The 21,111-nt window shown below is 75.3% G+C and carries 25 protein-coding genes; 14 read left to right on the top strand and 11 right to left on the bottom strand.

The window, feature by feature from the left end; all coding sequences use genetic code 11:
- The first annotated feature begins 137 nt into the window (after positions 1-137).
- The 3 genes from RND61_RS30180 (at position 138) to RND61_RS30170 (ending at position 2,712) form a co-directional block, all read left to right on the top strand.
- Positions 138-929: a polysaccharide deacetylase family protein gene (locus RND61_RS30180; RefSeq protein WP_315881336.1), complete on the top strand. Its 792-nt coding sequence runs from the start codon at positions 138-140 to the stop codon at positions 927-929.
- 179 nt (positions 930-1,108) lie between these two features.
- Positions 1,109-2,062: an aldo/keto reductase gene (locus tag RND61_RS30175; protein WP_315881340.1), complete on the top strand. Its 954-nt coding sequence runs from the start codon at positions 1,109-1,111 to the stop codon at positions 2,060-2,062.
- Positions 2,063-2,268: 206 nt separating this feature from the next.
- Positions 2,269-2,712 carry a response regulator gene (locus tag RND61_RS30170; protein WP_315881335.1) on the top strand — a complete coding sequence of 148 codons (444 nt, stop codon included), beginning with the start codon at positions 2,269-2,271 and terminating at the stop codon, positions 2,710-2,712.
- A gap of 83 nt (positions 2,713-2,795) precedes the next feature.
- Here RND61_RS30170 and RND61_RS30165 read toward each other — a convergent pair whose 3' ends face one another.
- The 3 genes from RND61_RS30165 to RND61_RS30155 all read right to left on the bottom strand — a co-directional run bounded on the left by RND61_RS30165 (position 2,796) and on the right by RND61_RS30155 (position 4,995).
- Entirely contained in the window at positions 2,796-3,797 is a 1,002-nt protein-coding gene (locus RND61_RS30165; protein ID WP_315881334.1) for a hypothetical protein, read from the bottom strand.
- A 215-nt stretch (positions 3,798-4,012) separates the two neighbouring features.
- The gene (locus RND61_RS30160; protein ID WP_315881333.1) at positions 4,013-4,456 is read right to left on the bottom strand and encodes a subtilase-type protease inhibitor; all 444 of its coding nucleotides are present in this window, start codon (positions 4,454-4,456) and stop codon (positions 4,013-4,015) included.
- Between the two features lie 326 nt (positions 4,457-4,782).
- A complete protein-coding gene (locus RND61_RS30155) occupies positions 4,783-4,995 on the bottom strand; it encodes a hypothetical protein (protein WP_315881332.1) in 213 nt (70 codons plus the stop codon).
- A 283-nt stretch (positions 4,996-5,278) separates the two neighbouring features.
- Here RND61_RS30155 and RND61_RS30150 point away from each other — a divergent pair, with 283 nt between their 5' ends.
- Entirely contained in the window at positions 5,279-5,740 is a 462-nt protein-coding gene (locus tag RND61_RS30150) for an SPW repeat protein (protein WP_315881331.1), read from the top strand.
- A gap of 126 nt (positions 5,741-5,866) precedes the next feature.
- Here RND61_RS30150 and RND61_RS30145 read toward each other — a convergent pair whose 3' ends face one another.
- The 3 genes from RND61_RS30145 to RND61_RS30135 are packed head-to-tail and all read right to left on the bottom strand — an operon-like array spanning position 5,867 to position 8,815.
- Positions 5,867-6,409, bottom strand: a complete 543-nt coding sequence (locus tag RND61_RS30145) for a cupin domain-containing protein (protein WP_315881330.1) — start codon at positions 6,407-6,409, stop codon at positions 5,867-5,869.
- Entirely contained in the window at positions 6,406-7,596 is a 1,191-nt protein-coding gene (locus RND61_RS30140) for a cytochrome P450 (RefSeq protein WP_315881339.1), read from the bottom strand. The genes RND61_RS30145 and RND61_RS30140 overlap by 4 nt, the downstream gene beginning before the upstream one ends.
- A 55-nt stretch (positions 7,597-7,651) precedes the next feature.
- Positions 7,652-8,815, bottom strand: a complete 1,164-nt coding sequence (locus RND61_RS30135) for a type III polyketide synthase (protein WP_315881329.1) — start codon at positions 8,813-8,815, stop codon at positions 7,652-7,654.
- 276 nt (positions 8,816-9,091) lie between these two features.
- Here RND61_RS30135 and RND61_RS30130 point away from each other — a divergent pair, with 276 nt between their 5' ends.
- The gene (locus RND61_RS30130) at positions 9,092-9,313 is read left to right on the top strand and encodes an acyl-CoA carboxylase subunit epsilon (RefSeq protein ID WP_315881328.1); all 222 of its coding nucleotides are present in this window, start codon (positions 9,092-9,094) and stop codon (positions 9,311-9,313) included.
- A gap of 3 nt (positions 9,314-9,316) precedes the next feature.
- On the opposite strand, the gene RND61_RS30125 is transcribed toward RND61_RS30130, so the two are convergent.
- The 3 genes from RND61_RS30125 to RND61_RS30115 are packed head-to-tail and all read right to left on the bottom strand — an operon-like array spanning position 9,317 to position 11,773.
- Complete coding sequence (locus tag RND61_RS30125; RefSeq protein ID WP_391654458.1) at positions 9,317-10,117, bottom strand: polysaccharide deacetylase family protein; 801 nt, start codon at positions 10,115-10,117, stop codon at positions 9,317-9,319.
- Complete coding sequence (locus RND61_RS30120) at positions 10,111-10,998, bottom strand: DMT family transporter (RefSeq protein WP_315881327.1); 888 nt, start codon at positions 10,996-10,998, stop codon at positions 10,111-10,113. Before RND61_RS30120 ends, RND61_RS30125 begins: the two co-directional genes overlap by 7 nt.
- A 10-nt stretch (positions 10,999-11,008) precedes the next feature.
- The gene (locus RND61_RS30115; RefSeq protein ID WP_315881326.1) at positions 11,009-11,773 is read right to left on the bottom strand and encodes an SDR family NAD(P)-dependent oxidoreductase; all 765 of its coding nucleotides are present in this window, start codon (positions 11,771-11,773) and stop codon (positions 11,009-11,011) included.
- Between the two features lie 178 nt (positions 11,774-11,951).
- Between RND61_RS30115 and RND61_RS30110 the strand changes: the two genes are divergently transcribed.
- Both RND61_RS30110 and RND61_RS30105 read left to right on the top strand, forming a co-directional pair.
- Complete coding sequence (locus tag RND61_RS30110) at positions 11,952-13,040, top strand: MGDG synthase family glycosyltransferase (protein ID WP_315881325.1); 1,089 nt, start codon at positions 11,952-11,954, stop codon at positions 13,038-13,040.
- Between the two features lie 256 nt (positions 13,041-13,296).
- Positions 13,297-13,974 (top strand): carbonic anhydrase, encoded by a 678-nt coding sequence (locus RND61_RS30105; RefSeq protein ID WP_315881337.1) that lies wholly within the window; start codon positions 13,297-13,299, stop codon positions 13,972-13,974.
- A 97-nt stretch (positions 13,975-14,071) separates the two neighbouring features.
- On the opposite strand, the gene RND61_RS30100 is transcribed toward RND61_RS30105, so the two are convergent.
- Together RND61_RS30100 and RND61_RS32800 are read right to left on the bottom strand one after the other, a co-directional pair.
- On the bottom strand, positions 14,072-14,473 hold the full coding sequence (locus RND61_RS30100) for a hypothetical protein (RefSeq protein ID WP_315881324.1): 402 nt from the start codon (positions 14,471-14,473) through the stop codon (positions 14,072-14,074).
- Positions 14,474-14,942: 469 nt separating this feature from the next.
- Complete coding sequence (locus RND61_RS32800) at positions 14,943-15,056, bottom strand: hypothetical protein (RefSeq protein WP_391654455.1); 114 nt, start codon at positions 15,054-15,056, stop codon at positions 14,943-14,945.
- Positions 15,057-15,096: 40 nt separating this feature from the next.
- Between RND61_RS32800 and RND61_RS30095 the strand changes: the two genes are divergently transcribed.
- The 7 genes from RND61_RS30095 (at position 15,097) to RND61_RS30065 (ending at position 20,525) form a co-directional block, all read left to right on the top strand.
- Positions 15,097-15,225, top strand: coding sequence for a hypothetical protein (locus tag RND61_RS30095; protein ID WP_315881323.1), 129 nt, complete (start codon positions 15,097-15,099; stop codon positions 15,223-15,225).
- A 117-nt stretch (positions 15,226-15,342) separates the two neighbouring features.
- A complete protein-coding gene (locus RND61_RS30090; RefSeq protein WP_315881322.1) occupies positions 15,343-15,834 on the top strand; it encodes a general stress protein in 492 nt (163 codons plus the stop codon).
- A 328-nt stretch (positions 15,835-16,162) separates the two neighbouring features.
- Complete coding sequence (locus RND61_RS30085; RefSeq protein WP_315881321.1) at positions 16,163-16,777, top strand: hypothetical protein; 615 nt, start codon at positions 16,163-16,165, stop codon at positions 16,775-16,777.
- Between the two features lie 327 nt (positions 16,778-17,104).
- Complete coding sequence (locus tag RND61_RS30080) at positions 17,105-17,317, top strand: DUF397 domain-containing protein (RefSeq protein WP_315881320.1); 213 nt, start codon at positions 17,105-17,107, stop codon at positions 17,315-17,317.
- Between the two features lie 357 nt (positions 17,318-17,674).
- On the top strand, positions 17,675-18,511 hold the full coding sequence (locus tag RND61_RS30075) for an MBL fold metallo-hydrolase (protein ID WP_315881319.1): 837 nt from the start codon (positions 17,675-17,677) through the stop codon (positions 18,509-18,511).
- Between the two features lie 801 nt (positions 18,512-19,312).
- Complete coding sequence (locus tag RND61_RS30070) at positions 19,313-19,456, top strand: hypothetical protein (protein ID WP_315881318.1); 144 nt, start codon at positions 19,313-19,315, stop codon at positions 19,454-19,456.
- A complete protein-coding gene (locus tag RND61_RS30065) occupies positions 19,449-20,525 on the top strand; it encodes a response regulator (RefSeq protein WP_315881317.1) in 1,077 nt (358 codons plus the stop codon). The genes RND61_RS30070 and RND61_RS30065 overlap by 8 nt, the downstream gene beginning before the upstream one ends.
- The last annotated feature ends 586 nt before the right edge of the window (positions 20,526-21,111 follow it).

Here is a 21,111-nt window from a genome sequence, read left to right as displayed (position 1 = left end):
CCGGGGGGCGCGCCCCCCGGGGGGGGGCGCGCCCGCGTTTCCCCACCCCTCTATAAACCATGTGTATACACCTTGTGTAGAGCGCGGCGCGCGGCCTTCACCGGGTCGCTTCGACCCCATCGAAAGAGAGCTGCGCCGTGCCGCTTCCGCTGCCCTCCCCGTCGTCCGCGCGCCCCGCCCGCACGCCGCGCCGCCGCCGTACGGCCGCCGTCCTCGCCGCCGCTGCCACGCTCGCCCTGGTCCTGGGCGGCTGCTCGGTGGAGACCGTCGCCCCCGCCGACGTGCGCGAGGACGCCAAGGGGGAGGCGCCGCGGCCCGTCGACTGCCGGCAGGCGAAGTGCATAGCCCTGACCTTCGACGCCGGCCCGGGCAAGGACACCCCGAGGCTCCTCGACATCCTCGAGGAGAAGCAGGTCCCCGCCACGTTCTTCCTGCTCGGCAGCAAGCACATCGACCGTCACCCCGACGTCGTGCGCCGCATCGCCGCCGAGGGCCACGAGGTCGCCAACCACACCTGGGCCCACCGCGTCCTCACCGACATCGAACCGGACGAGATACGCGAGGAGCTCACCCGCACCCAGGACGCCCTCCAGCGCCTCACCGGCCGCAAGCCGACCCTGATGCGCCCCCCGCAGGGCCGAACCGACGAGACGGTCACCGAGATCTGCCGCGAACTGGGCCTCTCCCAGGTGCTGTGGAGCGTCACCGCCAAGGACTACGCCACGACCGACTCCGACCTGATCCGCGAGCGCACCCTCGCCGGGGCCGGCAAGGACGGCATCATCCTGCTCCACGACATCTACGACGGCACCGTCCCCGCGGTCCCCGGCATCATCGACGAACTGAAGGGACGCGGCTTCACCTTCGTCACCGTGCCGCAGCTCCTCGCCCCCGCCGAGCCCGAACCCGGCGCCGTCTACCGCCCCTGAGCCACCGGCGGGCCCGGCCCGCCCGCACCGGCCCGCCGCACACGGGTTAACCTCGTCGAACAGGCGGGCCGGCGGCGCCCCACGGCCACCCCGGGCCCGCCGTCGCCCCACCCCGCAGAGGCAGGAGACCCCTCGTGAGACCGGCCCCCTACCGCGCCGCCGAAGACCGCTACACCACCATGCGGTACCAGCGGTGCGGCCACAGCGGCGTCCTGCTGCCGCAGGTGTCCCTCGGCCTGTGGCACAACTTCGGCGACACCACCCCGCTGGAGACGCAGCGCGCCGTCCTGCGCCACGCCTTCGACCGCGGCGTCACCCACTTCGACCTCGCGAACAACTACGGCCCGCCCTACGGCAGCGCCGAGGCGAACTTCGGCACCCTCTTCGCCCAGGACTTCCGCCCGTACCGCGACGAGCTGTTCATCGCGACGAAGGCCGGGTACGACATGTGGCCGGGCCCGTACGGCGAGTGGGGCTCCCGCAAGTACCTGCTCGCCAGCCTCGACCAGTCGCTGACCCGCACGGGCCTCGACTACGTCGACGTGTTCTACTCCCACCGGCCCGACCCCGACACGCCCGTCGAGGAGACGGTCGGCGCCCTCGACGCCGCGGTCCGCCAGGGCAAGGCGCTCTACGCGGGCCTCTCCAACTACAGCCCCGAACAGATGACCCGCGCGGCCGCCGTCCTCAAGGAACTGGGCACCCCGCTCCTGATCAACCAGCACGCCTACAACATGCTGGACCGCACCATCGAGCAGAACGGGCTGATCGCCGCCTCCGCCGAGGCCGGCGCCGGCGTGATCGCGTACTCCCCGCTCGCCCAGGGCCAGCTGACGGACCGCTACCTGGAGGGCGTACCCGCCGACTCCCGCATGGCCATCGGCCACTTCCTCAAGCGGGACGCGCTCACCGACGACAAGCTGAAGCGGCTGCGCGCGCTGAACGCGTTCGCGGCCGGCCGCGGCCAGACCCTGGCGCAGCTCGCCCTCGCCTGGATCCTGCGCGACCCGCGCGTCACGTCCGTCCTCGTCGGCGCGAGCGGCGTGCGCCAGCTCGACCAGAACCTCGGCGCCCTCGACGCCGCGCCGTTCGACGACGCGGAGCTGGCCGAACTGGAACGCCTCCTCGCCTGACGGCGAGGAGGTGACGCGGTGACGCCGCTGGTGGGTCAGAGCCCTCGCCCGACTGGTGTCCCCGCGGTTCCGGGAGACGGGTTCGGCCACCCCGCCGGGCCCGTCCCGCCGGGCCCCTGCCGTCCGCGTGCCGCGGAGGGCATCCTGGAGGGGACACGGGGGCGGTGAAGGGCCGGCCCGGCTCCACGGAGCGGAGGTGAGGTCCCTTGCCCGCCGGAGAGAAGGTCCTCCTGGTCGACGACCGCGAGGACAACCTGTTCGCGCTGCACAGCGCCCTCTCGCCGCTCGGCTACCCCCTGGAGTTCGCGACCAGCGGCGACGCCGCCCTCAAGGCCGTGCTGCGCGGCGGCGTCGCCGTGACGGTCCTGGACGTGGTCATGCCCGGGGTGAGCGGCCTCGACGTGCTGCGCTACATGCAGCGGCTCGAGCAGACCCGCCGCATTCCGGTCATCCTCGTGACCGGCCTGGGCGTCGACGCCCAACTGTCCCGCGCGGCGATGCGGCTGGGCGCGGCGGACCTCCTGGTCAAGCCGATCGACCCGTGGTCGCTGTGCATCAAGGTCCGCTACCTCCACCGCTTCTCCCACCGCTCTCCGGACCCCGCGCCGTCCGCCCCGGCCACGACCACGGCCCCGGCGGCCCGCCCGTAGGCCCCCCGCAGCGTCCGGGACCCACGTCGTGGTGGTCTTCCCGCCCCGCCCACAGGCCCCCCGCGGCGCCCGGGACCCGCGGCTCACCGGCCCAGCCGTCCGATGGCCTCCTGTGCGTGCTTCGCGGCCCGCCGGGCGGCCCGCTCCGCTTCCAGGGCCCGCTCCCTGGCCTGGCGCACGGCGCCGTGCGCGGCCTCCTTGCGGGCCTGCGCCTCCTTCAGGCGCGCGACCAGCTCCTCCGCCCGCAGATCCGCCTCGTGCGCCCGCTGCTCGGCGCCCTCCAGCGCGTCCCGGGCGTGGCGCGCCTCGTCCTCCCGCGCCGCCGCCTCCCGTCGGGCGGCGGCCGCCTCCCCCTCGGCCCGCCGCCGCTCCGCCTCGTGCTGTTCCGCTTCGTGCTGCTCCCGCCGGGTCCGGCGGGCCGCGGCCGGGTCAGGGCGGCCCGTACCGCCGCTGTCGCCGCTCCCGGCCCGCGCACCGCCCCGGGGCCCGGCCGGGGACGGGCCGGTGCGCGGGCCGGGGGCCTTCCCGGCGGCGGAAGCCCCCTCCGTACCGGTGGGCGCGGTGGGGGCCACGGGAGGGCGCCCCGGTACGCCGTCGTCGGGGGCCCCGGCCGCTTCGGCGCCGACCGGTGCGCCCAGTGCCCTGCTGAGGCGGCCCGACAGCCACGCCCCGGCCGCTCCCGGGTCGGCGAGCACCGTCCGCAGGGTCGCCTCGACCTCCTCGCGGACGGCGTCCCCGACCTCCTTCCCGGCCTCGGCCGTCAGCCGCTGCGCCTCCCGCGCCAGCGCGGCCACCAGGTCGTGCTGGCGCCGGTCCAGCTCGCGCAGCCGTACGCCGCCGGGGCTCCGGTGGGCCCGCCGCGCCGCTTCCCCGAGGGCGACGAGCGACCGGGCCTCGTCCGGCCGGGCCCGTACGAGCAGATTGCTCGCCCACGCGGCCAGGGTCGGGCGCCGCAGCGCCCGGATCCGGGCGGCCAGCTCGCGGTCCCCGGCCTCGCGGGCCCGGGCGGCGCACTGCTCCCGGGCCGCGGTGAACTCGGTGGGCCGCAGCCCGTACAACTCGTCGGCGACGCTCTCCACATCCATGGCTCACGTTCCACGGCTCACGGTCCGGTCCCGTACCGGGGCCAGTGCCCACGGGTGATGCCGGCGGCGACACCCGTGGAGACGCATGCCCCTTTCGTTCCACCAGTGTCGGCCACCCGGCCCGCCCCGCGCACGGCGACGGCCCGCGCCGTCTCCGTGGCAGGGGGAGGATGCCGGGAGAGGACGCGGGCCGCGGGGAGGCCGGGCGGCAGGACTCAGAAGGAGAAGACGCTGCCGCCCTCGGTCTGGAGGACGCAGGAGTTGCCGAACGTGCGCTCGTACGCGACGCGCCGTCCCTCCCAGACGCCCTCGGCGGTGGCGACGAGCGGGTCGTAGATCTTGACGCAGGCACGCTCCTCGCCCCCGCGCAAGGCGGAGAACTCGCCGTTGACCGAGCGCAGCTCGTCACAGGCCTCCTCGGGCGCGGGATGGGTTCCGCCCGGCGTCGGCGCGCAGGTGAGGGTCACCGCGCGAAGAGGCGTCGCCGTCTTGGCCGTTTCGCCCTTCGACACGGTCAGGACCAGCGCGTTCGGCGCGTACAGACGCGACTCGTCGGTGCTCGCCCGCTCCGGGGCGGCGGCGGCGGCCGGCGCCAGCGCGGTCATCGCTGCGGCGGTGATCATCCCGAGGGCGGCGGTACGCCGTATGGATGCCCGCATGTGCCTCATGGTCATCACTTTCCTTCGAATCCCGTTCGGTCGGGGTGCGTGAACAGCCTGCATTCTTGCGGCGATTGACGCACATTCAGTGAAGGTTTTCAGGTTTTGTCACCTTTTCAAACATTGACCTGAAATCAGCGCCTCGAGGTCGCCGTTCGGTAGGTGCTCTGTCGTCACCGCAGGTTGACGCCCCGTCACCGGTCCTGTTCAAGGATGGATCATGCGTGAAACGGCGCGGTGTGTGAGTCGTAACACGACCGAAACGTGGCGGTAACCGACCCGGTCGGCTCCTCGCCGTACACATGCGGGCTTTCGGGGCGTCTCCGTCAGTTCCCGCTGCCGAGGAGGAAGTCGGTCAGGGACCGGGGCGTCAGGGTGTCCTTCTTCAGCAGGCCGACGCCGTCGCTCGAGGACACCGGGGCCTCCGGTGCCTGCGGGGCGGCCTGTGCGGCCTGGGCGGGGGTCGCGGTGCCGGTGGCGGCGAGCAGCGCGCCGGCGGCCGTGGCCAGGGCGGCGGTGGCGGCGGTACGGAGGCTCATGGTTCCCTCTCGGTCGTTCGGCGTTCGTGGTGGGGCGCGGCCGCGCCCCCGCGTCTGACAACGACGAAGCGCCGCGGAGGTGTCGCGCGCCCGCCCCGGGTTGCAGCGCCCGCGGGCGAGCCCTCCGGTGTCCGCGGCGACGGTGCCCCCGGTGGTGGCGCCCGCAGGGGCCGAGCCGTCGTGAGTATCTTCGTAGGAAAAGTCCCTATTGACCTAAATAGACCAACAGGCGTTATATGGTGGTAAAGGGCAGATAAAGGCTTCTACAGGAGGCGGGCCCCCGATGACCACCCACCCGACCATCGAGCATCACCCCGACGTCGCCGAGATGCGCGCCAGGTTCGAGAAGGCCACCAGCACCCCACGCGGTCAGGCCGTCGAGGCACTGGCCTTCCTCACGGGCGTGTACCTGGCCGCGTCGCCCTGGATCGCGGGGTTCCACGGGCTCACGGCCCTCGCCGTGTGCAACCTGATCCTCGGCATCGCCTACGCGCTGTGCATGGGCGGCCTGGGCTCCGCGTACGAACGGACCCACGCCATGGCCTGGTGCGCCGTGGCCATCGGCGCCTTCACGATCATCTCGCCGTGGCTCGTCGCCGGAAACGTCGACACGACCCGCAGCGTGTGGAACAACGTCGTCGTCGGCGTCGTGGCCCTGCTGCTCGGCGTGGCCATGGCCGCCACGGGCGAGCGCCGCGCCGGCGCGGCCCGCGCCCGCCGGGGCGGGAGGGCGACCACCCCGTGACCCGGGCCTGACGGCCGAAGGCCCCGGCCCGCCTCCACGGGCGGCCCGGGGCCCACGCGTGCCCGTTCCCTGCCCGGCGTCCCCGCGCGGTGCCTCCCGCACGGCGGCCCCGGACGGACCCTTCCGTCACCGTGCCGAGGAGCCGTGCCGCATCGGGGTCAGCTGCTCGATGTCGTACCGGGCCCGCAGCGCCGCGATCGCCGCGTGGTCCGGCGGCCCGCCCCCGTCGAGGATCTCCAACAGCTCCTCGAAGTACCGCTCGTGGTCCGGGGGAGGGGACGCCTGGAAGAACATCTTCGCCGGCTCGTCCGTACGGTTCGCGAACGCGTGCGGGCAGCCCGGCGGCACCACGATCACCGTGCCCGGCGTCGCCCGTACCGTCCGCCGCCCGCTCCGGGACTCCCAGTGGCGCCAGTCGTCCCGCGTCCGTACCCGGGGCTCGAAGGCGAGCACGTCCAGCTCGCCCTCCAGCAGGTAGAACAGCTCCTCGCTGTGCGCGTGCACGTGGGCGCCCACGTCGAACCCCGGCGGCACGACCACCTCGAAGCTCGACGCGGCCCGCGCGTGCTCACCCGTGACCTTGAACGTGACCTGGTGGGCGGGCGCGGTGAGCGTCCGGCCGTGCCCGGTCGGCACCAGCAGCCCGTCCGGCGTCGCGTGCGCGCTCATCCCCAGGTCACCGGCATCGACTCCGGACCCCGGATCAGCGCGCCGCGCCGGAACCGGACCTCCTGGGCCGGCACCGCGAGGCGCAGCCCGGGGAACCGGTCCGCCAGCGCGTCCACCAGCAGCTCCGACTCCAGCCGCGCCAGCATCGCGCCGACGCAGAAGTGCGGCCCGTACCCGAACGCCACGTGCGGGTTCGACGCCCGGTCGAAGTCGATGCGCTCCGGGTCGGGGAACACGTCCGGGTCGCGGTTGGCCGCCAGGTACGACACGTACACCGCCTCACCCGCGCGGATCCGCACACCGGCGACCGTCACGTCCTCCAGCGCGATCCGCGACAGCCCGACCGCGCTGCGGTGCGGGATGTACCGCAGCAACTCCTCGATCGCCCGCGGCCGGCCCTCCCGGTCGGCGCGCAGCCGGTCCATGAGGTCCGGCCGGGTCAGCAGGATGAACAGCATGTTGCCGGTGTTGTTGGTGACCGCCTCGCCACCGATCTGGATGAGCAGCGCGAGCCCCACCGACTCCGATTCGGTGATCTCCCCGGCCGCCACCGCGGTCGACAGCAGTCCGATGACGTCCTCGCCGCCGGTGCCGCGCCGCCGCCGCATCGTCTCGGCGAAGTAGGCGCACATCTCCTCCTTGGCGCGCTGGCTGCGCTCCGCGCCCTGCGCCGACGACAGGATGAGGTTGGTCCACTCGTGCATGCGCGGCCGGTCCTCCGCCGGCACCCCCATCAGCTCGCACACGACGGCCAGGGGGAACGGCCCGAGCAGCCGCTGCGTGAAGTCGGCCGGTGGCCCGTCCCGCAGCACGCCCGCGACCAGTTCGTCGAGCATCTCCCGGGCCCGGTCGCGCAGCCGCTCGACGCCCCGGGTGGTGAACGCGGGCGCCACCGCGCGGCGCAGCCGCGTGTGGTCCGGCGGGTCCTCGAACCCGACCGCCCCGTCGACGGGGATGAAGTGCGGCGCCAGTCGCGTGACGTCGTTCTCCACGACCAGCTTCCGGCTGAACCGGGGGTCGTTCGTCACCGCCCGCACGTCGTCGTACCGCGTCACCAGCCAGGCCCAGCCCGACCCGTTCGGCAGCTTGATGCGGGTGACCGGCCCCTCCTCCATCAACCCGGCCAGCACCGGGTCGAAGTCCACCCCGAACAGGTCGAGCGCCGGCCAGTGCCGCACGGGCGGCAGCGCCGGGCCGGCGCCGCCGGCCCCCTCCCGCTCCGCCTCGGCGGTCGTCGTCGTGTCATCCAGCACTGCCGGGCTCCTCCGTGTCCGTGTACGCGTCGACGAACGCCCTCGACGTGACGGTGGTCTTCGGGACGGAGCCCCGTGCCGAGACGCCGGTGGCGCGGGAGGAACCCGACGTCGTCCAGCGGCCCAGGGACATCTCCGCGGTGATGCCCGGCCCGAAGCCGGCGAGCAGACCCCGCGCGGACTCCGGCGTCCCGCCCTCGTCGAACATCCGGCGCAGCGCGTCCAGGACGACGGCGCTGGCGATGTTGCCGTACTCGGTGAGCGTGGCCCGACTGAAGCGGAACGCCTCCGGGGCCACTCCGAGGAACTTGCTCAGGTCGTCCAGGATGCGCGGCCCGCCGGCGTGGATGATGTAGAAGTCCAGGTCGGAGGCGTCCCACCCGTGCTGTCCCGCCAGCTCCTTGAGCGCCGGGGCGAGCGGCTCCATGGTGCCGGGGACCCGCTTGTCCAGCTTGAAGTGGAACCCGGTCGCCCGGACGTCGTACGCGATCCAGTCGACCGTCTCCGGCACCAGGTACGAGCCGTTGCGCTCCAGCGAGACCCCCGTGCCGCCCTTGCCGCGCATGACGGCGGCGGCGATCCCGTCGCCGAACAGCCCGTTGGACAGCAGGTTCCCGACGCCGAGGTCGGTGGGCTGGTAGCAGAGCGAGCAGAACTCGCACGCCACGATCAGGGCGTTCGCGTCCGGATACGCGCTGCAGAAGTCGTGCGCCCGGTTGATCGCCGCACCGCCCGCCGCGCAGCCGAGCTGTGCGATGGGCACCTGGCGGGTGTCGCTGCGGAAGCCCATGGTGTTGATCATCCAGGCGGTCAGGGACGGCATCATGAAGCCCGTGCACGACACGTAGATGATCACGTCGATGTCCGCGGCGCGCAGCTCCGCGTCCTCCAGCGCACGGTGTATCACGGCGGGCACCCGGGCCTTCGCCTCCGCCTCGTAGACGGCGTTGCGCTCCTCGAAGCCGGGGTGCTTCAGCGTCTCCTCGATGGGCCGGAGAATGTGCCGCTTGCGGACCCCGGTGTTCTCCATCAGTCGCAGGGCGAGCGGGAGCTGGGGGTGATCCGCGTGAATGGTCCGCGCCAGCTCGAGCGTCTCCTCCATGGTGATCACATGTTCGGGGACGGACACCGCGGGTCTGCACAACGTGGCCATGATGTCGAGCCCTTTCGTCGCGTATTGCTCGCGTTCACTCAGAGGATGTGCGAGCTCCGGCCGTCGCGCGCGTCGAGGCGGCCACATGGGGTCACCGGGAACCGGCCGCGCGGCGCACTGCCCGTGTGCGGGAAGGGGAGAGGCGTACGGAGCCGTCCGGCCTCTCACCCGTCCGGCCGCCACCCCGATGCCGAACCGCCCTCGCCGCGACCGGGGCCGGGCGCGGCCCGCCGGGGAGCGGATGCGGGGACGGCGCCACTGCCGGACGATGGACCAATGCACCACCACCTGCGGATACTTCACGGTTCACCCACGAGCGCGGAGCTCGCCGCCATCACCGCCGTCCTGGGCGCCCTCGTCCACGGCGCCGGCGAACACACCGCCGGGCACCCCCACCGCCGCGCCCGTCGCGTTGAGTGGGACCGCCACTGGCACCCGCACCCCGCGCCGCACTCCTGGCGCGCCCGCGCCCTCCGGACCCCCTTCGGCCGGCCCTAGCCGTCACCGGCCCGTACACCCCCGCGCGGCACCCGCCGGGCGGTCCAGGCCGTGTTCGGCGAGCCGGCCGACCGCGAGCCCCCGTGCCCGGCAGTCGGCGACCAGCCCCGGCAGCGCCCCCAGCGCCGCCCGCCACGAACCGGGCGCGCACAGCGCGTCCGAGTCGTGCAGCAGCACCGTCGCCCCGCCCCGCACCCCGCGCGCCACCTCCGCCCGTACGCTCGCGGGCGACGCGTCCGCCGTCCAGTCGCGCCCCCACGCCGACCACAGCACCGGACGGAGCCCCGCCGCGCGCGCCGCCGCCCACCGGCCCCCCGTCAGCACCCCGTACGGCGGCCGGTACCACAGCGGCCTGCCCCCCGCCACGTCCGCGACCAGCGCCGCCGCCCGCGCCACCTCCCGCACGTCCCGCACCGGCCGCGGCACCCAGGGCGGGTCGTGGGACCAGCCGTGGACGGCCAGTTCGTGGCCCTCCGCCACGATCAGCCGTCCCAGCGCCGGTGCCCGCTCCAGCCGCTCGCCGAGCACGAAGAACGTCGCCCGGACCGACAGCCGGTCCAGCGCGCGCAGGAACAGCGGCGTCGTACCGGGATCCGGCCCGTCGTCGAACGTCAGCGCCACCCGACCCGGGTCACCCCGCCCGTCCAGCGCCGGCCACAGCGCCCCGCGCACTCCCGGCAGCCACGTCGCCGCGGGCACGACGTGCCAGCCCGCCAGTCCCGCCACCGCGACCGCCCCCGCGCGCCACACGGCCGCGCGCCGGGCCGCCGTACGCCGTGCAGCCGCACCCGCCCTGCTCACCACGTGCCCTCCCCGTCCTCGCCGCCCTTCACCAGCGGCGACCGGGCCAGCTCCACGCACGCCACCACCAGGACCACCACCGCGACCGCCTCGAACACCCCCCGCACGCCCACGACGACCCGCTCGTCGAACAGCCAGACCCCCAGCACCACGCTCAGCAACGCGTCCCCCAGCGTCAGCGCCGGCTGCGACGCGGCCAGCGTCCCCGCCCGGAACGTCATCTGCAGCAGCAGGAAACTCGTCAGTCCCACCGCGACCGCCGCATACAGTTGCCACGCCCCGAACACCGAGCCCAGCCCGTCCTGCAACCGGCCCAGCGCGTCCTTCAGCAGCGCCGCCGTACCGGAGAACCCCATCGCCGTCGCCGCCCCCAGCACCGCCGCCCGAGGCGCCGACGGCAGCCGCAGCGCCACGGCCACCAGCCCCACCGCGACCGCCCCGATCACCAGCCCCGCCCACAGCCAGTCCGCCGCCGGTACGGTCGCCCGCCCGCCCGTCGGCTCCGCCAGCGCCAGGAACGCGGCCAGCGCGGCCGCCATCGCCCCGAACGCCCACCAGGTACGCCGGTCGGGGCTCCGCCGGAACACCACCCCGCCCACAACCAGCGTGAACAGCAGTTCCGTACTCATCACCGGCTGCACGACCGCCAGCGGCCCCGTCGCCAGGGCCAGCGCCTGGAACAGCCCCGACAGCCCCAGCATCACCGAACCCCACACCCACACCCGCCGCCGCACCAGCCTCTGCCACCACCCGCGCGCCGCCGTGTCGGCCGGGCCCGCCGCGTCCGCCGTGCCCGTGTCGGCCGCGGCGCGCCGCTGGAGCACCGAGGCCGCGGCGTTGCCCATCGCCGCCAGCAGGGCCAGACAGATCGAGAGAGCGAGCATCGCGCGCCGCTCAGCCGAACCGCTTGGCCATCGCGCGGAAGAACCCGGGCGCACCGCCCCGGATCCGTGCCGGCCCCGCCAGCCATGCCGGTGCGAACACCTCGTCCCGCCCGTGGACCACCGACTTCCACACCAGGTCGGCCAGTCGTACCACCGGCACCGGCCGAGGGCTCCGCCGGTGGTACGGCACGCCGCGGCGCGCGAAGAAAGGCGTGTCGACCGCGCCGGGCAGCACCGCCGTCACCCCCACCCGCGTACCGGCCAGTTCGTAGCGCAGGCTCTCCGCGAACGCCAACAGCCCGCCCTTCGTCGCCGCGTACACCGCCTCGTTCGCCACGCCGGCCCAGCCCGCCATCGAACTGATCAGCACCAGCCGCCCCACACCGCGCTCCACCATCCCCGGTAGCAGCAGCCGCACCAGCTGCACCACCCCCGTCAGGTTCACCGCCACCAGCCGCTCCACGACCTCGGGCGGCATCCGCGTCAACGGCCCCGCCCAGCCGATCCCGGCCGACGCGACCAGCACGTCGACCCGCCCCTCCCGCTCCAGCGCCCGGGCGGCGAGCCGCTCCACACCCTCCGGGCCGCCCAGGTCGCCCGGCAGCCCCGCACCGCCCGTACGGCGCGCCACCTCGCCCAGCCGCGTCTCGTCCCGGCCGGCCAGCAGCAGCCGCCAGCGCCGCTCGGCGTCCACGGCGAACCGCTCGGCCACCGCCTCTCCGATCCCCGACGACGCACCCGTGATGAGCACGACCGGCCGTGCCGTTCCCGCCATGCCAGACCTCCGGACTCGCGCCCCCGCTCCCCCCGGCCTCCCGATTCCTCCCCGGCCGCCCCGCCGCGACGGTGCGCCGGGCCCGCGAACCACCCGAACAGGCCCGCCCGGCCCGCCCGGGCCGCCCTCCGCCCCCACGATGGGAGGGACCCGGACCCCGCCACCGGAAGGCGACCACATGACGCGGCGCTGCCTGGTCCTGAGCGCGAGCATGGGCGCGGGCCACGACGCCGTCGCCGCCGAACTCGCCCGCCGGCTCCGCGCGCACGGCCACGACGCGCACGTCCACGACGTCCTGACGCTGCTGCCGCCCGGCACCGGTCCGGCCCTGCGCGCCTTCTACCGCACGGTCGTACGCCGCGTGCCCGCGCTCTACACGGCGATCTACCGCGTCTTCCTCGCCCCGCCCCCGCCCCGCCCGGACGGCCCCGCCGCCCCGCGCGCCGACACCTCACCGCTGGCCGTACTCGCCGAACGCCCCCTGGAGGCCCTGGCCGCCCGCCTCCGCCCCGACGTCGTCGTCTCCACCTTCCACCTCGCCGCGCAGGTCACCGGCCGCATGCGGGAACGCGGCACCCTGCGCGTCCCCAGCGCCGTGTACGTCACCGACTTCGCCGTCCACCGCGGCTGGCTCCACCCGGGCAACGACCTGTACCTGTGCGTCAGCCCGGGCGCCGCCGAAGCCGCCCGTACGGGCACGGGCCGCCGTGCCGCCGCGCCCGGCCCGGTCGTGCCGCCCGCCTTCCACGCCGTCGCCCGCACCCCGCCCGGCCCGCCACCGGACCCGCACCGCCCCACCGTCCTGCTCTCCGCCGGTGCCTGGGGCGTCGGCTCCGACCTGCCCCGCACCGCCGGGGCCCTGGCCCGAAACGGCCTGCGCCCGGTCGTCCTGTGCGGCCGCGACGAGCACCTGCGCCGCCGCACCGCCCGCGTCCCGGGCGCCGTCGCCCTCGGCTGGACCGACGACCTGCCCGCCCTCATGGCCTCGGCCCGCCTCCTGATCGACAACGCCGCCGGTCAGACCGCCGTCCAGGCGCTGGCCGCCGGCCTGCCCGTCGTCGCCTACCGCCCCATCCCCGGCCACGGCACCGACGGCGTGCGCCACATGGCGGCGGAGGGCCTGACGACGACGGCGCCCGACCTCCCGTCCCTGCTGGCCGCCGCCGCACGCCTCGTCCCCGACGGCCCGGCACGCGCCGAACGCACCGCCCGGGGCCGCGCCCTCTTCCAGGACGACGCCTCCCTCCTCGTCACCCTCCTCACCTGACGCCCGCCCCGGCCCCGCCGGAGCCCCGGTCGGCGCCGCGAGCGGAGCCGTTCACGATTCGTTCAAGGCGCGGCCAACGAGGCACCAAGAACCGGACGGGGCGGGCAGGGCGCCCCCTACCGTGCCGAGCGTGACGTCGACACCCGAGCTCATACTCACCAGCCCCGCGGTCCGCCCCGACCGCCCCGACCACCCCGACTGCCCCGACCACCCCGACCGCTCCGGCGACCGCGACCGCCCCGACCGCCGCGCCCTCCTGCGGGCCGCGCTGGCCGGCGGCGCGGTACTCGGCGCGGGCGTCGCCCTGCCCACCGCGCAGGCCGTCGCCGCCGGACAGGAGGCCGCGCGGCCGGACACGCCGGCGGCGGCGCTCCGCGCGCTGCGGCAGGGCAACCACCGCTGGTACACCCGCCACCAGACCCACCCGCACGAGTCGGGCGGCGACCGCCTCCTGGCCGTGTCCGGGCAGCATCCGTTCGCCGTCGTCCTCGGCTGCATCGACTCGCGCGTCCCGCCCGAGCTGGTCTTCGACCAGGGGCTCGGCGACCTGATGACCGTCCGCTCGGCGGGCTGCGTCCTCGACGAGGCGGTCCTGGGGAGCATCGCGTACGGCGTCCTGGAGCTCGGCATCCCCCTCGTGGTGGTGCTGGGCCACCAGTCGTGCGGCGCGGTCACCGCAGCCGTCCGCGCGGCCGAGACCGGCGAGGAACTGCCCGCGCACATCGCGTACGTCGCCGAGCAGATCCGCCCCGCCATCGACCACACCCAGACCGGGCGGGCCCGCGTCGACGCGACGATCACCGCGAACGTCCGGCTGGTCCGCTCCCGCCTCGCCGCCGAACCGGACCTGGCGGCGCGGGCCGCCGCGGGCCGCCTCGCCATCGTCGGCGCCCGCTACGAACTGGGCTCCCAGCGGGTGCACACCGTCACCTGACCCCGACGGGGCCGTTCGGGTGACGGGCTCCGGGCCACGACCGCCCGGACGGTCACCGAAGGCACCGCAGACACCGGCCGTGTCCGCACCGGCCGCTTCAGGGCCGGTGCACCGGGCCGGTTCCCCCTCCAGCGGATCCCGTCACTCGGCGGAACTCGTGGACCACGTGGATCCGGCCGACGATGTGGGCGTTGAACTCGTCGAGCTCCTCGGCCGGCACCCACAGCTCAAGGATCGTCCGCCCGCCCGCCCGCCGTACCGGATAGCGGCGCAGGAACTCCGACTCGACGTCGAAGCGGGTGACGAAGCCGGCACCGTCGTGCCGGACGTTCCAGTCCCTCGCGATCCTCACCGCGTACTCCTCGTTGAGCACCGGGTAGAAGAGCGGCTGCTCCGGCAGCCGAGGCGGCCAGGCGCGCCAGTCCGACTCCCGGACCAGGTCCAGCTCCTTGGGGCCGGTGGGGCGCCACAGGGTCGTCGTCGCTTGCCGGCCGGTCATGGGAACCACTCTCTCACCTGGGCGAACCGCCGTTGCGGCTGGCCGGGGGACCAGACGGTACCGGTGCCGCGGACGCGGCGGCCACGCGTTTTCCGCGCCCCCCGCGGAGCTGACCGGTGGCCACGGGACGCCCCTGTGTCGACGAGTCCACGCGCGCGGCGGACCGCTCTGCCCGCCGAGGGGGTGTTCCCGACCCGGGAGACCTCGGTGCGGGAGGCGGGGGGAGGTCAGGAACCGCGCGGGGCCACCGGGCCGGACGCGTGGGCGAGGACCACGAGCCGGGCGCGGTCACGGGGGTGGAGCTCGGCCGTGGCTCGGCTGACGGGGGGTTTCCGCGCTCAGCGGGCTGATCCCCGCGGTGGGCGGCCCGGCCGTCGGACAGGCCCCGCGCGACCGGGCGACTCCGCACCGGCGTACGGCACCGAGCAGATGGCCAGCGCGTCCCCGGGTCCGGCAGCGCGGTCCCGGCTCAGGGGGCGGCGGTGGCGAGTTCGTATCCGGCCGCGCGTACGGTACCGGCGACCTCCTCCTGGATCAGGGGGATCACGCTGGTGACGGTGACCTGTCCGGTGGGCACGTCCACGGTGACGTCGTGGACGGTGTCCAGCGCGCAGAGTGCGGTGGTGAGGGCGGCGACGCGGCGGCGGCACGGCGTCGAGGAGCTGCGGGACCTGCTCGGCGGTGAGCCGGTCCACGCGGTGCTGCACCGGATCGTCACCCCCGCGCCGGGTGCCGGGGGTGCCGGAGGGTGACGCCGCCGGTGGACCGACCGGGGCGGTGACCGAAGGAGTGAAACGTCGAAAGGTGGAGAGGCGATCCGGAGAAACCGGTAACACCGGTAGCAAGTGAGCAAAAACGGAGGGACGGACATGGCACCCATCGAACCCGGGCCGCTGGACCCGATCAGCGCCGCATGGAACACCGTCGGGAGCTACGACTCGTACGAGGAGGCGCAAGCCGCCGTCGACCGCCTCTCCGACGAGAAGTTCCCCGTCGAGAACATCGACATCGTGGGGTCGGGGCTGCGACTGGTGGAGCGTGTCACCGGCCGGCTCACCAAGGGCAGGGCGGCGGCTGCGGGCGCCGCCAGCGGCGCCTGGTTCGGCCTGTTCATCGGCCTCCTGGTCGGCTTGTTCACCCCGGGGCCGACCTGGCTGGGCCTGCTCCTCGGCGGCATCCTCATCGGCGCCGTGTGGGGCGCCGTGTTCGGTTTCGTCGGGCACGCCGCGACGGGCGGCCGCCGGGACTTCTCCTCCACCCGCACCCTGGCGGCGACGAAGTACGACGTGATCGCGCGCGGGGGGCACGCCGAGCAGGCGCGGGCGATCCTGCACGGCTCCCACTCGACGGCGACGGACTGACGGCCCGCTGCGCGCACGGCCCGGCGGCACGACCGAGCGCCGCCCCGCGCCCCGCTCCGGCGCCGAGGAAGGACGGAGCGAGCCCGCCCGGGCGCCGCCGTACGGGAAGCCGAACCGCGCCGGGCACGGAGCCACCCGCGGCGGGGCCGCGGCACGCGGGGCGAGGGACCTCCACCGCGGACCTGACCCGCGGTGACGGCCGCTGCCCGGGACGAGCAGGCGGCCCGCGCTCACGGCGCCCGGGGCGAGGTACGCCAAACGGGTGGCCGGGGACGCGCTCGGATTCGTACGCTGTGCACCCTCCACCACCGGATGCGGGGACGACAGCGTGAGCACCACCGACAGGCCGTGGCTCCACACGGAGCACGGCGCGAACATCGGCCACACCGAGACCTGGACCTGGGAGGCGGCCGTCCAGCTCCAGTTGGAGCGGGTGCGCAACGGCGACGGGTGGAACCCGGTCCTCGACGCCTACCAGTTCGTCATGGCGCTGCGGATGGTGCTGCGCGGTGTGCAGATGACCCGCCGGCACCTGGTCACCGAACCGGCGCGGGCGCTCCTCGACGAGGCCCTGGCGGACTTCACCGCGGCGGTCCCCGGCGGGAAGGACGCCCGGGACGTCATCGAGCACTTCGACGAGTACACCCAGGGCACCGGCCGGCTCCAGCACCCGCCGGGCACGAAGGAGAAGGACCGCCGGCCGGACGACCGCCTGGCGGAGGCGTTCCGGATCGAGTTCGGCTGGCGCCGCGAGGGCGGCGAGCGCCGCCCCGTCCGGACGGTGGGCCCCTACCCGATCGACCTCGTCACCGCCGCCGACGCGGCCAAGCGCCTCCGGTGCGACGCCTACGAGGCGCTGCGCATGGACGAGGGCTCGCCGTGGCCCCGCGGTTCGGCGTACGCGGTGGAGCACGCCGCGGACCCCCGACGGCTCCGGGCGTGAGGAGAGGTCGGGGGCCGGTGGACGGCCGGGAGCCGCCTCCGGCGTGACCGCTCGCGGTCGCTCTCCCACCCCGCCCCGGGCCGCCCCCTCCGGCGTGATCCCGGCGGAGCGGACGGTGTCCCGGCGGCGCACGGCGCCGCCGGGGCGGGGGCCGCGTCCGGTCCGGATCGCGGATGGTCCCTGGCCGTGGAGGGCGATGTGCGGAAAGGTTCGTGCGGAGCCCCGGCTCGCAGGCAAGGACGCCGACCGGCGGCTTCGCAGGCCGGGCGTGCGGCGCGCGATCAGCCGGAGGCTCGTCGGGGGCCGTGAACGGACGAGGGAGGAACCATGGAGAAGGACGAGCTGTACGCGAAGGACACCTCCGCCGTGCGGTGGCGCAAGAGCAGCAAGAGCTTCATCGCCTGCGTGGAGGTGGGCGCTCTCGGTGGTGGCGCCGTGGTGCTGCGGGACTCGAAGGACCCGGCCCGCGGCGACCTGCGCTTCACGGCGCAGGGGTGGGCCGCGTTCCACGACGGGGTCCGCGACGGCCGGTTCGGCTGAGCGGGCGCCCGCCGTCCGTGGCGGGACGCCGGTACCACCGACCGCGCGCCCGTGGGCCGCGCCGTCCCGCGTGACCGGCGCCCGCCACCCGGCACCGGGGGCCACCGGCCCGTCCCCGTGGTGCCCCGTACCGTTCCCGGGCGAGCCAACCAGGTCAGCGCTCTCTGACGCGGCAGCCGCGGCGGACGGCCCCCGCCCTCCAGTCGGCGGACCCGCGGATGGCGCGACGCGGAGGAAGGGCGCGGGGAAGGGCGCGGAGCGACCGCCGCGCCGCGGCCCGGACGCAGAGACCCGTCGCGGGGCGGTGTGGGCGCCCGGCCCCTGGTTACCCGTAGGCGCGATGTGAGGGAGGCTGCCATGGGCCGACCGGCGCCTGAGGGCTCCGCGGAGATCCTCTTCATCGGCAACGCCACACTGCTGATCCGCTACGGCGAGCTGACGCTGCTCACCGATCCCAACTTCCTCCACCGCGGGCAGTTCGCCCACCTCGGTTACGGCCTCGTGTCGCGCCGCCTGACCGAGCCCGCGCTGGACGCGGCGGACCTTCCGGCGCAGGACGTCGACGCCGTCGTGCTGTCCCATCTGCACGGGGACCACTTCGACCGCGAGGCGCGCCGCCGCCTGGACCGCGGCCTGCCGTTCGTGACGACCCCGCACGCCTCCCGCGTCCTACAGGGGCTGTTCGGCTTCCACCGGGCGGTCGGGCTCCGCACCTGGCAGAGCCAGACGGTGCTGCGCGGTGACTCCCTGGTCCGTGTCACCTCCCTGCCCGGCAGGCACGCGCCAGGGCCGGCGCGCGCGCTGCTCCCACCGGTGATGGGCAGCCTGCTCGAGTTCGGGGACCGCTCCGGGGAGACCCGCCTGGTCGTGTACCTGACGGGTGACACGCTGGTGTACGACGGCCTGCGGGAGATCACCCGCAGATGCCCCGACATCCATCTCGCGGTTCTGCACCTCGGCGGCACGACCCTGCCCGGCGGCCTGGTGGTCACGATGGACGCCGCGCAGGGGGTGGACCTGCTCGACATGGTCCGCCCCCGCCGAGCCCTGCCGGTGCACTACGACGACTACCCGGTCTTCCGCTCCCCGCTGTCCGACTTCCTCGCCGAGGCCGAGCGCCGCGGCCACGGCGCGCGCCTCCTGGGGTGCGAGCGCGGCGAACGCGTCACGGTCGGCCCCGGCCCCGCCGTATGAGCCCCCGTCCCCGCGGCGGCCCGACCCGCCCGCGGGGGAGGAGGCGGTCGCCCCGGCCCCGACGGCCGCGCCGTCCCCTCGGACCCGCGCGACCGCGCCGTCCCGTGCTTCGGTGACCCGCCCGTCGCGGCCGTCCGTCCCGTCACCCCGGCCAGGACGGCGGAACCCGAGCCGATGGCCGAACCGGCCGTCAGCCCGCCGGCCCCCGCCCTGGGCCCCACCCTGACCAACGCGCTGCGCCACGCCCTGGGCGTCCGCCCCGCCGCCCTGCGCCCCCCACACCGGAGCGGCCCTCGGGCGACCCCCGGCGCGGCGGAGGCCCGGCGGGGCGGATGTCCGGCGGGGCGGACGGCCCCACCGGGATCCGGTACCGACGGGACGGGACGGGGCGGGGCGGGGCGGGGCTTCCTGTGACGGGGTGTGTGGCGGCACCTGCCGCCGTCGCCGTACGGTCGCCCACGTTGCGCGGCAACACACCGGCGACGGATCCCCTCCCCACCCCCTCCGAGCTGCGCGGACGGCGGTCGGCGGAGGCCCGCGGCCGTGAGCGGCGCCCTTTTCCCGCCGCCCCACCCGGCCGATGACGTCGTGCAACGGTTCCACCACGGCTCATGCTGTGTGTCACCCGCGCGGCAATCCGCCGTACGGGTGGTGACGCCCCGTCATGCGGCCGGGGCCGGAGGAACGGAGACGTACATGGATCGGGTCCCGCTCTCGCCCGGGGCGCCCCCGGTGTCCCCGCCCGCGGCACTCGGCGGCGCTACGGCCGCGGCGCCGGCCCGGTGGGCGGGCGGAGGGCTCGTGCGCAGCGCCCCCACCGGGCTCGCGGGCGCCGGCCCGGCCGTGCCGTTCTCCGACCGGTCCACCGCCGCCGGGCCGGACGGGGCGGAGGACCGGAGCGAGGCGGGCACGGGCGAGGGCCGGGAGGTGGGGGAGCGTGGGTGAGCTGCGGCCGCTGGGGCACGACCTTCCCGAAGAGGCGCGGGCGCTCGCCCAGGCGCTCCGGGAGCTGTTCGAGGGCCTGGAGGTGTCGGTGCGGCGGTACGCGGCCCGCCGCCGGCGCGACCCCGGCACGCTCTCGCGCTACCTCAACGGAACCCGGTTGCCCCCGTGGCAGGTGGTCACCGACCTGCTCGCCGACCTGGCCGAGCACCGCGGCACCGCCGTGACGAGTGAGGCCGTCGAGCTCCTGCGCGAACTGTACGGTTCCGCCGTCCACGCCGGTTCCTCCCCGAAGCACGCGGTGCGGGTGCTCGAGGAACAGCTGGCCGACGCCGACCGGATCTCCCGGCGCTCCAGCGTGAGCGGCGACGTCCTGGGCGACGCGCTGCTGGACCGCACGCACCGCATCGCCGACCTGGAGGTGCGGCTGACCCAACTGGAGATGGACTGGCAGGCCGAACGGGCCCGCGCCGACCAGTTGGAGGCGGCGCACCCCGCCGTGTCCCAGCTCCTGGAGGAACGCGACGCCCTCCAGCGGCAGGCGGCGCGCCTCGGGGAAGAGCTCCAGGCGGCCCGCGAGCAGCGCGCGGCGGCAGAGGCGAGGTGCGAGCTGCTGGAACGGCAACTCGACGCCGCCGAACGGCCGGTCGCCGCCCTGACGGCGCCGGACGCGGGCACGCCCAAGGTGCTGATCGTGGACGACCAGCCCGACAACCTCCTGGCCATGACCGCGGTCCTCGCCACGCTGGAGCAGGAACTCGTCACCGTGACCTCCGGCCGGGAGGCGCTGAAGGCCCTGCTGGACCACGACGACTTCGCGGTCATCATCATGGACGTGCAGATGCCCGAGATGGACGGCTACGAGACCGCCGCCCAGATCAAGCGCCGCCCCCGCAACCGCGACGTGCCGATCATCTTCCTCACCGCCATGGGCACCGACCCCGAACACACCGCCCGCGGCTACGCCGCCGGCGCGGTCGACTACATCAGCAAGCCGTTCGACCCCTGGGCCCTGCGGGCCAAGGTCGCCGTCTTCACCGCCATCCACCTCGAACGCCGCGTACGGCCGTGAACGGCCGTGAACGGGTCGAGGCGGCGTTCGGTCGGCGGTGGACCGGTGAGACGGGTGTCGCGGCGGGGCGCGTGGTCGAAGAAGCGGTGGAGGCCGCCGAGGTGGACCTCCCGTACGGCCGGGCAGTCGCGTGCGAAGGGGACGTTGGTGGAGGCGACGACCTGGCAGCCGCAGCCGCCGACGGCCCTCGAACGAGTCCTCCTCCGGCTGGACCGAGGCCTTCGACGACCTCCGCCTCCGTACGACCATCGCCGACCGGCTCGCCTTCGGCGGCACTCACACCCGTCCTGCTCATCCGCGCTCATCGTCCTCCGACACGCCGACCAGGTGTTTCTGGGATCCGGAAACGCTCCGGACCACCTGGTCGACGTCCGTTGCCCGAACTCCCCACCGTCCGTTCTCACTTCACACCGGTGAAGTCGCCGCTGCTGCCGCGTCGGGTCGGCGCCGGTGATTTCACGGATTCGCCCCGCCGGAAGCACCGCTTGAATCGCATGGGTTCGACTCCCGCCCGATCTCCGGCGCCGGAAGCACGGGACACACCCGTGCGCCCGGTACGACGACGCGCCGCCACCGCCGCGGGCGG

The organism is Streptomyces tamarix (assembly GCF_032423885.1).
GTDB classification, from domain to species: Bacteria; Actinomycetota; Actinomycetes; order Streptomycetales; family Streptomycetaceae; genus Streptomyces; species Streptomyces tamarix.
The sequence above is the reverse complement of the archived record's forward strand: the minus strand, read 5'-3'. Positions and strand labels throughout refer to the sequence as shown.